This is a genomic window from Streptomyces sp. NPDC002835 (assembly GCF_053591995.1).
On the sequence record NZ_JBSFUW010000004.1, the window covers coordinates 22,905 to 36,472 of the forward strand.

Below are 13,568 nucleotides of genomic sequence, written 5' to 3' on the forward strand. Positions count from 1 at the left end.
CGCCCCCTGCCCGACGTTCCGTCACGTCCCTGGGGTCCCCGGAGCGCGCCCGCGCCCGGGGACCCGACGGCTTTCCGGCGGGGCGGGTTCAGACGGCCGCCTTCTCGTCCTCGAGGGACTCACGGACCATCTGCCGGAGCTCGGGGGTGTCGGTGTGCTCGTGGACGGAGACGGCGTGCTCCACGGCCGCGCGTACGACTTCCTCCTCCTCACCGCTGATGGTGAGGGTGCATCCCGACACGCTCGGAGTGTTGCGGCAGTCGGCGACTTTCCTGGTCATGAGGGCCTCCTGAGCTGGTTCCAGATGCCTCTCAAACCAGGATAGATCCGTACGAAAGGCTGGTCACCAGCCGTCGAGCGGAGGCGTGGTGTCCGTGGGCGGCACGGCCCACGGCTCCGCCACCGCCGCCCACACCGAGCACGCGATCACCGCCGCGACCAGCAGCAGGAGCCACACCCTGCGGACGATCCGCGAACGGCGGAGCAGCCGGGCGCCGAGCGCGACCGCGCGCGGGCCGAGGTCGGCGGGGACCGCCGGGTGGACGGTGTCCATCATCCGCCGGACCTCGTCCTCCTTGGGGCCGCTCATGACGCCGCCCGCAGCACGGCCGGGCGGGGAGCGCGCGGTGCGCTGCGCATGACTGCGACGGCCCGGCTGCAGATGGCCCGTACCCGGTCCGCCGGCAGTCCGATGAGCGCCGCCGTCTGCTCCTCCGCGACGCCCTCGTGCAGACGCAGCACGAGGATCAGGCGTTCCTGCGGGGAGAGCCGGTCCAGCACCCCGCCGCGCACCCGGTGGTAGCGCCAGGCGCTGCGGGCGAAGCGGACGGCCAGTTCCTGCCGGGTGCGGTTGTACGGGTCCTCGCCGCGCAGCCGGTCCCAGTCGGCGTAGGTACGGGCCAGAGCGCGGGTCAGCAGCCGCTGGGCCTGCGGATTGGCGGTGGCGGGTTCCGCGGTGAGCAGCGTCGCGGCGTGCAGCAGCCTGCCAGCCGCGCCCGCGACGAAGGCGTCGAACTGACGGGCACGGCGGCGGTCCATGGCTGAATGCCGCTCGCTCACGTCCTCATATAGGGCCAGACGACGGCGCCGGGTCAAGAGGTCGGAAGCGCCCAGCGGCCGGGCGTCGTGAAGCGGGCGGCGTCAAGAGGCCGGAGGCGTGTCCGTCTCTCCGGGCGCGAGGCCGGACGCCCGGGCGGAGAGCGAGTCGTTGAAGCGGGTGAGCAGAGTGCAGAACGACTCTCGTTCGCTCTCCGTCCAGCCGTCCGTGACCTGGGCCATCAGCTCCCGCCGCGAGTCGCGGACCTCTTCGAGCCGGGCGAGGCCGCGCGGGGACAGCTGGAGCACGACGGCGCGGCCGTCCTCCGGGTGGGAGGTGCGCTTGACGAGGCCGCTGTCGACGAGCGGCGCGACCTGGCGGGTCACGGTCGAGGAGTCGATGCCCATACCGGCGGCCAGCGCCTTGACGCCCATGGGGCCTTCGAGGTCGAGGCGGTTGAGGAGCAGGTATGCGGCACGGTCCATCGAGTTGCGGACCTGGCCGACTCCGCCGAGCCGGGTCTGCTCCGCGCGACGGGCGAACAGGGCCACCTGGTGCTGGAGGGCATCGAGGAGACCGGGGCCGCCGGGCGCTTCGGAGGAGGTGGTCCCCCGAGAGGCAGACGCAGTGGTCGTCATGTCCTGAGAAGTGGGCATGGCTGCGGGGGCTCTCTTGTGCGGTGGTCGGGTGGTGGGGGACAGAGTACGCGGCCCCGGGGCTGTGCGTACCTGCGCTGCACAATCCAGTACGGGGCCTTGTTCCGGCGGCGGTACGGGCCGTTCCCCGGGCGCCGGCGCGGTCCTCGCCCGGCCCCCCCGGCCGGTGCGGCGACGGTCCTCTTATCGGTGCCCGGGGACCGGGATCCGGACGCCACGGCCGGCCGGCGTCCGGACTGTCAGACTTGGCGGCATGACCTTCCGTACGCCCCAGATCCTTCCCTCCGTGATCCTCGACGACGTCCGGGGTGCGCAGAAGATGCTGTCCGGCGTCGCCAGAGTGACGGCGATGGAGGGCAGCAGGCATCTGTCCCAGCTGGTGGGTGCGCCGGTCCACCTCAAGTGCGAGAACCTGCAGCGCACCGGCTCGTTCAAGCTGCGCGGCGCGTACGTGCGGATCGCCGGCCTGCGGCCCGAGGAGCGGGCCGCGGGGGTCGTCGCCGCGTCCGCGGGCAACCACGCGCAGGGCGTGGCGCTGGCGTCTTCACTGCTGGGCGTGCGGTCCACGGTCTTCATGCCGGCCGGCGCCCCGCTGCCGAAGGTGGCCGCGACCAGGGAGTACGGGGCGGAGGTCCGGCTGCAGGGGCAGGTGGTGGACGAGACGCTGGCCGCCGCGGAGGACCATGCGCGCCGGACGGGCGCCGTCCTCATCCACCCCTTCGACCACCCGGACATCATCGCCGGGCAGGGCACGGTGGGTCTGGAGATCCTCGAGCAGTGCCCGGAGGTGCGGACGATCGTCGTCGGAATCGGCGGCGGGGGACTGGCGGCCGGCATCGCGGTCGCGGTGAAGGCGCTGCGCCCCGATGTGAGGGTGATCGGTGTGCAGGCCGAGGGCGCCGCCGCGTATCCGCCCTCGCTGGCGGCCGGGCGTCCGGTGTCGATCCGTCAGCTGTCGACGATGGCGGACGGCATCAAGGTGGGGCGCCCCGGTGACGTGCCCTTCAAAATCATTGGCGATCTTGTGGACGAGGTCCGTACTGTCTCCGAGGACGCGCTCTCCAGCGCGCTGCTGCTCTGCCTGGAGCGGGCCAAGATGGTGGTCGAGCCCGCCGGGGCGAGCACGGTGGCGGCGCTGCTGAGCGATCCGCGGTCCTTCGAGGGCCCGGTCGTCGCCCTGCTGTCCGGGGGAAATGTGGATCCGCTGCTGATGCAGCGCATCCTGCGGCACGGCATGGCGGCGGCGGGCCGGTATCTGTCGCTCCGGCTGCGGTTGACGGACCGGCCGGGCGCGCTGGCGGGTCTGCTCGGGCTGTTGTCAGTGGCGGATGCCAACGTTCTCGATGTGAGCCATGTACGGACCGACCCGCGGCTCGGGCTCACGGAGGTGGAGGTGGAGCTGCACCTGGAGACGAAGGGACCCGAGCACTGCGAAGAGGTCGCGGCGAGGCTGCGCGCCGAGGGTTACACGGTGATGGGCTGAGCCCTGCCGGCCGACTGTTTCAAGGGGGAAGGCCGACGTCCGTTATGCGGCACCCCTGCGGACGCCGACGCGACACATCCTGAGTCGCCTCAAAGCGGTTGAGTGACGCGATGTATCGCGTTACGGTGAGGAACCCTGTCGTGCTCCCGTCAGGCGCGACGACCGCCGACCACGTCTTCGCACGGCACCACCGGTTCGCACCGAACCATCAGTTCATCGTTCATCTGCACCTTGGGAGAGCTCTATGCCAGGCGCCATCTACGCCGAGGGTCTTGTGAAGACCTTCGGCGATGTACGGGCACTGGACGGCGTCGATCTCGACGTCCCCGAAGGCACGGTCCTGGGACTTCTCGGCCCCAACGGCGCCGGCAAGACCACGACCGTGCGTGTACTGACCACGCTGCTCCAGCCCGACAGCGGCTCCGCCGTCGTCGCCGGCATCGATGTCCTCAAGCACCCCAACGAGGTGCGCAGGTCCATCGGCCTCTCCGGCCAGTTCGCCGCCGTCGACGAGTATCTGACCGGCCGCGAGAACCTCCAGATGGTCGGACAGCTCTACCAGTTGAGCGCCCGCGACGCGAAGGCCCGGGCGCTGCAGCTCCTCGAGCGCTTCAACCTGGCCGACGCCGCCGACCGCCCCGCCAAGACCTACTCCGGCGGTATGCGCCGCAGGCTCGACCTGGCCGCGGCGCTGGTCGTCTCGCCGCCCGTGATGTTCATGGACGAGCCGACGACCGGTCTCGACCCGCGCAACCGGCAGCAGCTGTGGGAGGTCATCCAGGAACTGGTCGGCGGCGGTACGACCCTGCTGCTGACCACGCAGTACCTGGAGGAGGCCGACCACCTCGCCGACGAGATCTGCGTCGTCGACCACGGCAAGGTCATCGCCCGCGGCACCGCCGACCAGCTCAAGGCCCGCACCGGCGGCGAGCGCGTCGAGGTCGTCGTCCACGAGCGCGAGCAGATCGGCCCCGCCCGCGAGGTCCTCGCCCCCTACGGCAAGGGCGACGTCGCGATCGCCGAGCACACCCGCAAGCTGACGGTCCCGGTCACCGGCGGCGCCAAGCTGCTCGCCGAGGTCATCCGCGACCTCGACAGCCGGGGCGTCGAGATCGACGACATCGGTCTGCGCCGCCCCACCCTCGACGACGTCTTCATCTCGCTGACCGGCCACGCGGCCGAGGTCCCGGGCGAGTCCGCCGCCGACGCGGCCGACACGGCGGACGACGCCTCCGGCGACGAGTCCACGAAGGAGGGCGCGAAGTGAGCGTCACCACCAAGACCCCGCCGATCGCGGCGCCCCGGCCCAAGGGCGGCATCAGCCAGTCGGTCAACGACTCGCTGGTCGTCGCCAAGCGCAATCTGATCAGGATGATGCGCATCCCCGAGATGGTCATCTTCGGCCTGATCCAGCCGATCATGTTCGTCGTGCTGTTCACCTACGTCTTCGGCGGTTCCATCGAGGTGGGCGGCTCCACCGACGCCTCGGACTACCGGGAATTCCTGATGGCGGGCATCTTCGCCCAGACCGTCACCTTCGCCACGGCGGGCGCGGGCGCGGGCATCGCCGACGACATGCACAAGGGCCTCGTCGACCGGTTCCGCTCGCTGCCCATGGCACGCGGCGCGGTCCTCACCGGCCGTACGCTCGCCGACCTGGTGCAGACCGCGCTCACCCTCGTGGTGCTCGCGGTCGTCGCACTCATCGTCGGCTGGCGGGTCCACGAGAACATCGGCAAGGTACTGCTCGGCTTCGTGCTGCTGCTCCTGCTGGGCTACGCGTTCTCCTGGATCGGCGCCCTGATCGGCCTCACGGTGCGCACCCCCGAGGCGGCCACCTCCGGCGGACTGATCTGGCTGTTCCCGCTGACGTTCATCTCCAACGCCTTCGTGGACGCCAACAAGATGCCGTCCTTCCTGCGGCACATCGCCGAGTGGAACCCGTTCAGCGCCACGGTCCAGGCCTGCCGTGAGCTGTTCGGCAATCTGCCGCCCGGCTTCCGGGCGTCGGAGGCCTGGCCCATGCAGCACCCGATCCTGGCCTCGGTGCTGTGGTCGGTGCTGATCCTGGTGGTCTTCCGGACCCTGGCGGTCCGCAAGTACCGCTCGGCCGCCGCCTGACGGGCCGCCGGCCCGACCGGCACACCGAAGGGGCCGGACCGCGTCACGCGGTCCGGCCCCTTCGTACGTCTGGCCCGTGCCGCGGTCAGGCGGAGTACGGCTTGGCCGCGAGGATCTTCACGGAGGCGGTCCTGCCGTTGGGCAGCTCGTATTCCGCGTCGTCGCCGACCTTCTTGCCGTTCACGCCGACGCCCAGCGGCGACTGCGGCGAGTACGTCTCGATGTCGGTGCTCGCGTACTCGCGGGACGCCATCAGGAACGTCAGAGTGTCGTCCTCGTCGCCGTCGAACGCGATGGTGACGACCATGCCGGGCTCGACGATGCCGTCGTCGGCCGGGGCCTCGCCCACCTTCGCGTTGTCCAGGAGCTGGGTCAGCTGGCGCACACGGAGCTCCTGCTTGCCCTGCTCCTCCTTGGCCGCGTGGTACCCGCCGTTCTCCCGCAGGTCGCCCTCCTCACGCGCAGCCTCGATCTTCTTGGCGATCTCGGTGCGCGCGGGACCAGACAGGTACTCCAGCTCGGCCTTGAGCTGGTTGTACGCCTCCTGGGTAAGCCAGGTGACGTTGTCGCTGGTCTGGGTCACAGGTGCTCCTCGTAGGTACTGGGAATACAAAGCATCGCCCTACCAAGAAGGATGTTCCTCCCTGGGCGGGCGAAACCACGAGCCTAACAATTCCGACGCCAAAGGGGGAGAACGAAACCCGCGGCAGATGAAGAATCCCAGCTCAGCGCGGCGCGCCGGGGTCAGGCGGCGGTGCAGCCCAGCAGCTCCGCGGCCGTCGCCGGCCGGGTCGTACGGATCTTCACGACCTCATCGACGCGGCTCCCGTCCGACGCGTCGATCCGTACGTCGAGCCGGCCGACCTCGCCGCCGTCCTCCGCGAGGGCGCGCAGCGTGCAGCTGCCGGCGGCCCGCTCGTCCTTGCGCACCTCGAGGTGCACCTGGACCTCGTCGGCCTCTGTGACGTCGAACTTGATCACTTCGGCGCTGATCTTCGTCCCCGCGACGTGGTCGTAGCCGAACCAGCCGACGAGGCCGAGCATGACGGCGCCGAGCACGGCGCCCACGATCCGCAGCGTGCGGTCCGCGCGTGCGTCGGCGGATCGCCCGTACCGCCCCTGGGGGAGCTTGTCGCCGGCAACCGCCATGATCGTTCCTTTCGAGCGCCGGTGGCCGGAATTTTCCCGCCACCGATTCCGTCACTATAGAAGTTGCACGACGCGACTATTCATTGAGGATCGAGTCTTGACTGAGCAGCTGCGACTGATGGCCGTGCACGCCCACCCCGACGACGAGTCGAGCAAGGGTGCGGCGACGATGGCCAAGTATGTGTCCGAGGGGGTGGACGTGCTGGTCGTGACCTGCACCGGGGGCGAGCGCGGCTCCATCCTCAACCCCAAGCTCCAGGGCGACGCCTCCATCGAGGAGAACATCCACGAGGTCCGCCGGAAGGAGATGGACGAGGCCCGCGAGATCCTCGGCGTCAAGCAGGACTGGCTCGGCTTCGTAGACTCCGGTCTGCCGGAGGGCGACCCGCTGCCGCCGCTCCCGCAGGGCTGCTTCGCCCTCGAGGACATCGACAAGGCGGCCGGGGAACTGGTGCGCAGGATCCGGGCCTTCCGTCCGCAGGTCATCACGACCTACGACGAGAACGGCGGCTACCCGCACCCCGACCACATCATGACCCACAAGATCTCGATGGTGGCCTTCGACGGAGCGGCCGACGCGGAGAAGTTCCCCGAGTCCGAGTACGGCCCGGCCCACCAGCCCCTGAAGCTGTACTACAACCAGGGCTTCAACCGGCCCCGCACCGTCGCCCTCCACGAGGCGCTGCTGGCGCGCGGCCTGGAGTCCCCGTACGGGGAGTGGCTGGAGCGCTGGAAGGAGTTCCAGCGCGAGGAGCGGACGCTGACCACGTACGTGCCCTGCGGCGACTTCTTCGAGACCCGTGACCGCGCGCTGATCGCGCACGCCACGCAGATCGACCCCGAGGGCGGCTGGTTCCGCGTCCCGATGGAGATCCAGCAGGAGGTCTGGCCGACCGAGGAGTACGAGCTGGCCAAGTCGCTGGTGGACACCTCCCTCCCCGAGGACGACCTCTTCGCGGGCATCCGGGACAATGCCTGACATGAGCGCAAGCGCACACCTCGCAATGACTCACATGGCCACCCTCGCCAAGGAACTCGACGAGAACAAGGTCACCCCGGGCGTCCTGGGCTTCCTCGTCTTCGCGGCGCTGGCGGTGGGGGTGTGGGCCCTGATGAAGTCCATGAACCGCCACATGGGCCGCGTGAACTTCGAGGAGGAGCCGGAGCCGGACACGGCCGCCGCCCCCTCGCGGAAGCAGGCCGGCGGCTCGACGGCCTGACCCGCCGGACAGTCCTCACCGTCGTGACTCCACGGCACCGGGCGGTGTCGCGGAGTCATGACGTGTGCCGTCACGGCCCGGTCGTCTCCCCGGGCGGCCGCACCGCGTAGCCCGGCACGGAGGGCCAGCGGACGGTGAGGACGACCGACTCCTCCTCCGCCAGCCACGAGTGGTCGACCCCGCGGCCCCACACCACGTAGTCGCCCTGCTCCGTCAGCAGGACGTCCCGGCCGGGAAGCCGGACCCGGAAGCGGCCGCTGATCAGGACGAGCAGCGCCGTGCGCCGCTCGCCCGACACCCACCGGGCGCGCTCCTCGCCGGGCGGGTGGACGCCCCACTTGATCTCCACGGCCTCGCTGTGCCGGGGATCGCCGGCGTCCTTGAAGTGCCCGAGCAGCCACCCGTGGTCCAGCGCCGCGTCCTTGCCCGCGTTGCCCACGTACACACCGTCGTCCGCGTCGTCCGCGTCGTCCCGCATGTCCGGGACGCTACCTGCCGGGCCCGTCACTTCACCGGTACGCCCATGACCTCCCGTGCGTGGCGGTTCGGGACCAGGTTCAGGTGCCACGCCTGCCAGCCGTCCTCCAGGCGGACGCCGCGCTCCAGCATCACCGCGAGCGCCTCCGCGCAGTCCTCCAGCTTGGTGTCGCGCGACGCGTGGCGCGCCGCCATCAGCCGGGACAGCTCCTCCTGCGCCACCACCGTGCCCACATCGAGGCCGCCCGGGGAGGCGTACGGGAGGAGGGTGCAGCGCAGGAAGCGGGCCCAGTCGGCGCCGCGTTCGTCGCGGTACGAGGCGAACAGGGACGCCGCCGTGTCGCACAGCTCCAGGGCCTGCCGCGCGCGGTTGTTGCCGGCGTCGATCAGCGCCAGTTCCAGGCAGGTCCACGCCTCGCCGTGGGCGACGCCGACGCGGGCGAAGTCGGCGCGGGCGTCGACCAGGAGCTGACGGGCGAAGCCCGAGTTGCGCAGGCTGCCGGTGCGGGCCGCGAGCTGGTCGCGGGTGACCCGGCCCGAGTGGTGGCGGGCGCAGGCCAGCCCGTACACGTCCCGCATCCGGGAGAACATCGTCCGGGCGCGCTCCAGTTCGCGTACCGCCTGGTCGCGGTCGCCGGACTCCTCGAGGGCCTGGCCCAGGTAGTACAGCGTCCACGCCTCGCCGCGCGCGTCCTCGTTGTCGCGGTGCCGGGCCAGCGCCCGGCGCAGGCCGTCGAGTGCGGGGGCCGGGTCGCCGTCGACGAGCCGGGCCCGGGCGAGCTGGGTCAGCGCCCACGCCTCGCCGCGGCCGTCGCGGGTGCGTCCGTACAGGTCGAGCGCGTCCCGCAGGGCCGACTCGGCGGCGGGCACGTCGCCCGTCCGCAGACACACCTGGCCCCGGTGGTACAGCGTCCAGGCCTCGCCGTGCAGGGACTCGCCCTCCCGGTGCAGCAGCAGCGCCGCGTCCAGCAGCCGCAGTGCCTCCGCGAGATCGGCCCGGTCGCGTTCCACGGCGGCGAGCGCGTGCAGCGACCAGGCGCGGTCCTCGGCCTGCTCGGGCGGGGACTGGAGCCGGATCGCCTCGTGCAGCCTGGCCGCCGCCTCGGTCAGGTTGCCCTGGTGGTGCAGCGTGATCCCCAGCGAGCACAGCGCGAGCGCCGTACCCGCGTCCTGGTGCGCCTCCCGGTACAGGCCCACCACCGACGACAGCGTCGTACGGGCCGTGTCCAGCTCGCCGAGCTGCCGGGCCGCGATACCCGTACGCCAGCGCACCGAGCGCTCCATCAGCCCCTGGTCGAGGCCCTGCGTCAGCTCGCTGATCTCACCGAGCCGGTAGAGGTCGCCGCGCAGCAGGCAGTAGTCGCACAGCGCGCTCAGCAGGTCGAGCACGGCCTGCTGGTCGACGCCCTCCGCGTGGCGCAGCGCCGAGGTGATGAAGCTCGACTCGTCGTCCAGCCAGCGCAGCGCCGCGTCGAGCGACGGGAAGCCGTACGCGCCGAACCTCCCCGCGCGGGTCGACATCTTGCCGTCGACCATGCGGATCACCGCGCCCGCCAGCTCCGCGTAGTTGCGGATCAGCCGCTCCTGCGCGGCCGCGCGGTCCGCGGCGTCCTCCTCGTCCAGCAGCCGGGCCCGTGCGAAGGACCGCACCGCGTCGTGCAGCCGGAAGCGCTCGGAGCGCACCCGGTCGACCAGCCCCGCCCGCGCCAGCTCCTCCAGCAGCCGCTTCGCCTCCTGCTCGTCCGTCGCCAGCAGCGCCGCCGCGGCCGCGGGGCCGAGCGACGCCCGTCCCACCAGCGCGAGCCGGCGCAGCAGCCGCCGGGTCTGCTCGGACGGGTCGCCGCAGCCCAGCCACAGCGCGCGCTCGACCGGGCCGTCCGCCTCGTACGCCGCCAGGTCCGCCGCCAGGCGGTCCACGGAACGCCCGCCGAGCGACGAGCCGGCGATCCGCAGCGCCAGCGGCAGCCCGCCGCACAGGTCCCGCACGCTCTCCACCGACCGGGCATCGTACGGCTCCGGTGCCGGCTCCGGAGCGGCGGCCCGCAGCAGCTCCGCCGCGGCCGCCGTGTCCAGGGCCTCGACGGGGAGCTGGTGGACCCGCGCCGGGATGTCGTCGGGCAGGTCCAGCGGCGCGCGGGCGGTGACCAGGACGAGGCTGTCCGACCGCTCCGGGACCAGCGCGCGCACCTGCTGCGGATCGCTCGCGTCGTCGAGCACCACCGTCACCGGCAGCCCGGTCAGATACTGGTGGTACAGCTCGCCCAGCCGCCGCGACTGCTGGTCCGCCGACGACCGCTCCCGGAACAGCAGCTGCTCGCGCGGCGCGCCCAGCCGGTTCAGCAGATGCAGCAGCGCGTCACGGGTGGGCAGCGGCTGCTCGCCGCCGCCCCGCAGGTCGACCACGCACGCGCCGCGGAACAGGTCCTTCAGATGGTGCGCGGCGCGCACCGCGAGCGTCGTGCGTCCCGAGCCCGGTTCGCCGTGGAGCACCACCACGACCGGCCGGGTCCGGGTCGCCGCACGGGCCGCGTGCACCCACTGGGTGATCTGCGCCAGCTGCTCGCGCCGGCCTGCGAACGGGCCCTCGGGCTGCGGCAGATGGCCGAACGACTGCTCCAGCACCGACCTGCGCCGGGCGGCCGCGGACCGGTCGGCGGTCCGCCGCGGCGGCGTGACGGCGGCCTTCTCGGCGGCGGCCGGCCGCGTCGCGGACGCCAGCATCCGCTGCTGGTCCAGGAACGGGCGGATGCCCCGTACCTCCAGCGCCGTCAGCCACTGCAGCCGCAGCTGCTCCACGCCGCCCGGCTGCGCGAGCGCCCCCGCCCTGCGGTGCGCGGCGGGCCAGTGCGAGGCGGTCGCCCTGGCGACGGTGGTCGCCGCCCCGGCCACGGCGACGGCGGCGCCCGCGCCCAGCGCGGTGCCCGTCGCCGTGCCGAGCGCGACGTCCGCGCCGAAAGCGGCGACGGCCGCGACGACGGTGACCAGGGTGGGTGCCCCGATGTTCGCGCGACTGAACCGCTCGGACAGCGGCCGCTGTCCGGCCTCGACCTCCGCGAGCGCCCGCTCGTACGCCGCGTACTCCTCGCTCGCGCTCGCCGCCATGGTGCCCAGGGCGGCCCGGCCGCGGGCGAGCAGCGCCCCCGCGTCGGCGCCCGCGCCCGCGCGCCGTACCTCCTCCTCCACGGCCCGTGCCAACAGCCGTTCCGCTTCAGCCCGGTGGCCGTCCCGCATATGCGTCCCCCTCGAAGAGCTCCGGTGCCGTGTCGCTACCCAGATGCGGCGGCCGTCAAGTTTCCGGCGACGCGGACACGGGCCCGACCGTGCCGTGCGGGCACCGCCGGACGCCGTGCGGGAGGATTGGAGGTATGGCGAACCGACTTGCGCAGGCCACGTCCCCCTACCTCCTTCAGCACGCCGAGAACCCCGTCGACTGGTGGGAGTGGGAGCCCGACGCGTTCGAGGAGGCGCGGCGGCGCGATGTGCCGGTCTTCCTGAGCGTGGGGTACAGCTCCTGCCACTGGTGTCATGTCCTCGCGAACGAAAGCTTCGAGGACCCCGAGACCGCCGCGTACATGAACGAGCACTTCGTCAACATCAAGGTCGACCGCGAGGAGCGGCCGGACGTCGACGCCGTCTACATGGAGGCCGTGCAGGCGGCGACCGGCCACGGCGGCTGGCCCATGTCCGTGTTCATGAACGCCGAGGGCGAGCCGTTCTACTTCGGCACGTACTTCCCGCCCGAGCCGCGCCACGGCATGCCGTCGTTCCGGCAGGTGCTGGAGGGCGTTGGCACGGCGTGGACCGACCGGCGGGACGAGGTCGGCGAGGTCGCGCAGCGGATCACGGCCGACCTCGCCGGACGCTCGCTGGCGTTCGGCGGCGACGGCGTGCCCGGCGAGGACGAGCTCGCGCAGGCGCTGCTCGGGCTGACGCGGGAGTACGACGAGCGGCACAAGGGGTTCGGCGGGGCGCCCAAGTTCCCGCCGTCGATGGTCCTGGAGTTCCTGCTGCGCCACCATGCGCGCACCGGGGCCGAGGGCGCGCTGGAGATGGCGGCGGACACCTGCGAGGCGATGGCCCGCGGCGGGATCTACGACCAGCTCGGCGGCGGCTTCGCCCGCTACTCGGTGGACCGGGAATTCACGGTTCCGCACTTCGAGAAGATGCTCTACGACAACGCCCTGCTGTGCCGCGTCTACGCCCACCTGTGGCGGGCCACCGGCAGCGGCCTCGCCCGGCGCGTCGCGCTGGAGACCGCCGACTTCCTGGTACGGGAACTGCGCACGGCCGAGGGCGGCTTCGCCTCCGCGCTGGACGCCGACAGCGACACGCCGGAGGGCGGGCACGCCGAGGGAGCGTTCTACGTGTGGACGCTCGCGCAGCTGCGCGAGGCGCTCGGTGACGAGGACGGGGAGCGGGCGGCCCGGATGTTCGGAGTGACGGAGGAGGGCACCTTCGAGGAGGGCGCCTCCGTGCTCCAACTGCCGCACGGGGAAGCCGACCCGGAGATCCGGAGCAGGCTGCTCGCGGCACGGGAGCAGCGCCCGCGCCCCGGCCGCGACGACAAGATCGTGGCCGCCTGGAACGGGCTGGCGATCGCCGCGCTCGCCGAGACCGGGGCGTACTTCGACCGGCCCGACCTGGTCGAACAGGCCACGGAGGCGGCGGACCTGCTGGTCCGGGTGCACATGGACTTCTCGGCAGGCGGCGTGCAGCTCGCCCGTACCTCCAAGGACGGCGCGGTCGGCCCGCACGCCGGTGTGCTGGAGGACTACGCGGACGTCGCCGAGGGCTTCCTGGCGCTGGCGGCGGTCGCCGGCGACGGCTCCTGGCTGGAATTCGCCGGTTTCCTGCTGGACATGGTCATCGACCGGTTCACCGCAGAGGGCGGCGCGCTGTACGACACCGCGCACGACGCGGAGCGGCTGATCCGCCGCCCGCAGGACCCCACGGACAACGCGGCGCCCTCCGGCTGGGCGGCGGCCGCGGGCGCGCTGCTGCTGTACGCGGCGCACACGGGATCCGAGGCGCACCGCACCGCCGCGGAAGGGGCGCTCGGCGTGGTGAAGGCGCTCGGGCCGCGGGCCCCGCGGTTCACCGGATGGGGGCTCGCCGTCGCGGAGGCGTTGCTCGACGGCCCGCGCGAGGTGGCCGTCGTCGGCGGGGCCGGTGATCCGGCGGCGCGCGAGTTGCATCTGACGGCGCTGATGGGCACCGCGCCGGGCGCGGCGGTGGCGGCCGGGGAGCCGGACAGTGACGAGTTCCCGCTGCTGCGGGACCGGCCCTTGGTGAACGGGAGTCCGGCCGCGTACGTCTGCCGCGGCTTCGTGTGCGATTCACCGACCACAAGCGCAACGGAACTTGCCCGGAAACTCACCGACTGAGACCGGAACATCTGAATTTATCGGACAAGCCCCGGAACGAAA

Annotated in this window: 14 protein-coding genes; 6 read left to right on the forward strand and 8 right to left on the reverse strand. The window is 72.4% G+C overall.

The annotated features are described in order from the left end of the window. Positions 1 to 88 precede the first annotated feature (88 nt). The 4 genes from ACWD01_RS05725 to ACWD01_RS05740 all read right to left on the reverse strand — a co-directional run bounded on the left by ACWD01_RS05725 (position 89) and on the right by ACWD01_RS05740 (position 1,692). A complete protein-coding gene (locus tag ACWD01_RS05725; RefSeq protein WP_356897140.1) occupies positions 89 to 280 on the reverse strand; it encodes a DUF1059 domain-containing protein in 192 nt (63 codons plus the stop codon). Positions 281 to 343: 63 nt separating this feature from the next. Continuing rightward, positions 344 to 589 (reverse strand): hypothetical protein, encoded by a 246-nt coding sequence (locus ACWD01_RS05730; RefSeq protein WP_451158439.1) that lies wholly within the window; start codon positions 587 to 589, stop codon positions 344 to 346. Continuing rightward, positions 586 to 1,038, reverse strand: a complete 453-nt coding sequence (locus ACWD01_RS05735; RefSeq protein ID WP_451158441.1) for a sigma factor-like helix-turn-helix DNA-binding protein — start codon at positions 1,036 to 1,038, stop codon at positions 586 to 588. Before ACWD01_RS05735 ends, ACWD01_RS05730 begins: the two co-directional genes overlap by 4 nt. 102 nt (positions 1,039 to 1,140) lie before the next feature. Further along, positions 1,141 to 1,692 carry a MarR family winged helix-turn-helix transcriptional regulator gene (locus tag ACWD01_RS05740; RefSeq protein WP_451158443.1) on the reverse strand — a complete coding sequence of 184 codons (552 nt, stop codon included), beginning with the start codon at positions 1,690 to 1,692 and terminating at the stop codon, positions 1,141 to 1,143. Between the two features lie 253 nt (positions 1,693 to 1,945). On the opposite strand from ACWD01_RS05740, the gene ilvA reads away from it, so the two are divergent. The 3 genes from ilvA (at position 1,946) to ACWD01_RS05755 (ending at position 5,296) form a co-directional block, all read left to right on the forward strand. Next, positions 1,946 to 3,175, forward strand: a complete 1,230-nt coding sequence (ilvA, locus tag ACWD01_RS05745) for a threonine ammonia-lyase (protein WP_451158445.1) — start codon at positions 1,946 to 1,948, stop codon at positions 3,173 to 3,175. Positions 3,176 to 3,419: 244 nt separating this feature from the next. Next, on the forward strand, positions 3,420 to 4,442 hold the full coding sequence (locus ACWD01_RS05750; protein ID WP_451158447.1) for an ATP-binding cassette domain-containing protein: 1,023 nt from the start codon (positions 3,420 to 3,422) through the stop codon (positions 4,440 to 4,442). Further along, positions 4,439 to 5,296 (forward strand): ABC transporter permease, encoded by an 858-nt coding sequence (locus ACWD01_RS05755; RefSeq protein WP_451158449.1) that lies wholly within the window; start codon positions 4,439 to 4,441, stop codon positions 5,294 to 5,296. The genes ACWD01_RS05750 and ACWD01_RS05755 overlap by 4 nt, the downstream gene beginning before the upstream one ends. An 85-nt stretch (positions 5,297 to 5,381) precedes the next feature. On the opposite strand, the gene greA is transcribed toward ACWD01_RS05755, so the two are convergent. Beyond that, the gene (greA, locus tag ACWD01_RS05760) at positions 5,382 to 5,879 is read right to left on the reverse strand and encodes a transcription elongation factor GreA (protein ID WP_451158451.1); all 498 of its coding nucleotides are present in this window, start codon (positions 5,877 to 5,879) and stop codon (positions 5,382 to 5,384) included. Between the two features lie 161 nt (positions 5,880 to 6,040). Then, a complete protein-coding gene (locus ACWD01_RS05765; RefSeq protein WP_451158453.1) occupies positions 6,041 to 6,445 on the reverse strand; it encodes a DUF4307 domain-containing protein in 405 nt (134 codons plus the stop codon). A 97-nt stretch (positions 6,446 to 6,542) separates the two neighbouring features. Here ACWD01_RS05765 and mca point away from each other — a divergent pair, with 97 nt between their 5' ends. Beyond that, a complete protein-coding gene (gene mca, locus ACWD01_RS05770) occupies positions 6,543 to 7,424 on the forward strand; it encodes a mycothiol conjugate amidase Mca (RefSeq protein ID WP_451158455.1) in 882 nt (293 codons plus the stop codon). Next, positions 7,417 to 7,665 carry a hypothetical protein gene (locus ACWD01_RS05775; RefSeq protein ID WP_451158457.1) on the forward strand — a complete coding sequence of 83 codons (249 nt, stop codon included), beginning with the start codon at positions 7,417 to 7,419 and terminating at the stop codon, positions 7,663 to 7,665. Before mca ends, ACWD01_RS05775 begins: the two co-directional genes overlap by 8 nt. A 70-nt stretch (positions 7,666 to 7,735) precedes the next feature. On the opposite strand, the gene ACWD01_RS05780 is transcribed toward ACWD01_RS05775, so the two are convergent. Next, positions 7,736 to 8,143 (reverse strand): signal peptidase I, encoded by a 408-nt coding sequence (locus ACWD01_RS05780; protein ID WP_451158459.1) that lies wholly within the window; start codon positions 8,141 to 8,143, stop codon positions 7,736 to 7,738. A 26-nt stretch (positions 8,144 to 8,169) separates the two neighbouring features. Beyond that, on the reverse strand, positions 8,170 to 11,373 hold the full coding sequence (locus ACWD01_RS05785) for a tetratricopeptide repeat protein (protein WP_451158461.1): 3,204 nt from the start codon (positions 11,371 to 11,373) through the stop codon (positions 8,170 to 8,172). A gap of 134 nt (positions 11,374 to 11,507) precedes the next feature. Here ACWD01_RS05785 and ACWD01_RS05790 point away from each other — a divergent pair, with 134 nt between their 5' ends. Beyond that, positions 11,508 to 13,526 (forward strand): thioredoxin domain-containing protein, encoded by a 2,019-nt coding sequence (locus ACWD01_RS05790; protein WP_451158463.1) that lies wholly within the window; start codon positions 11,508 to 11,510, stop codon positions 13,524 to 13,526. Positions 13,527 to 13,568: the final 42 nt, after the last annotated feature.

What these genes read in the sequence shown, in the direction of transcription:
- ACWD01_RS05735 (WP_451158441.1), bottom strand. Translation starts at nt 1,038, where the DNA reads ATGGACCGCCGCCGTGCCCGTCAGTTCGACGCCTTCGTCGCGGGCGCG.
- ACWD01_RS05780 (WP_451158459.1), bottom strand. Translation starts at nt 8,143, where the DNA reads ATGCGGGACGACGCGGACGACGCGGACGACGGTGTGTACGTGGGCAAC.
- ACWD01_RS05785 (WP_451158461.1), bottom strand. Translation starts at nt 11,373, where the DNA reads ATGCGGGACGGCCACCGGGCTGAAGCGGAACGGCTGTTGGCACGGGCC.
- ACWD01_RS05775 (WP_451158457.1), top strand. Translation starts at nt 7,417, where the DNA reads ATGCCTGACATGAGCGCAAGCGCACACCTCGCAATGACTCACATGGCC.
- ilvA (WP_451158445.1), top strand. Translation starts at nt 1,946, where the DNA reads ATGACCTTCCGTACGCCCCAGATCCTTCCCTCCGTGATCCTCGACGAC.
- ACWD01_RS05750 (WP_451158447.1), top strand. Translation starts at nt 3,420, where the DNA reads ATGCCAGGCGCCATCTACGCCGAGGGTCTTGTGAAGACCTTCGGCGAT.
- ACWD01_RS05790 (WP_451158463.1), top strand. Translation starts at nt 11,508, where the DNA reads ATGGCGAACCGACTTGCGCAGGCCACGTCCCCCTACCTCCTTCAGCAC.
- ACWD01_RS05740 (WP_451158443.1), bottom strand. Translation starts at nt 1,692, where the DNA reads ATGCCCACTTCTCAGGACATGACGACCACTGCGTCTGCCTCTCGGGGG.
- ACWD01_RS05725 (WP_356897140.1), bottom strand. Translation starts at nt 280, where the DNA reads ATGACCAGGAAAGTCGCCGACTGCCGCAACACTCCGAGCGTGTCGGGA.
- ACWD01_RS05765 (WP_451158453.1), bottom strand. Translation starts at nt 6,445, where the DNA reads ATGGCGGTTGCCGGCGACAAGCTCCCCCAGGGGCGGTACGGGCGATCC.
- ACWD01_RS05730 (WP_451158439.1), bottom strand. Translation starts at nt 589, where the DNA reads ATGAGCGGCCCCAAGGAGGACGAGGTCCGGCGGATGATGGACACCGTC.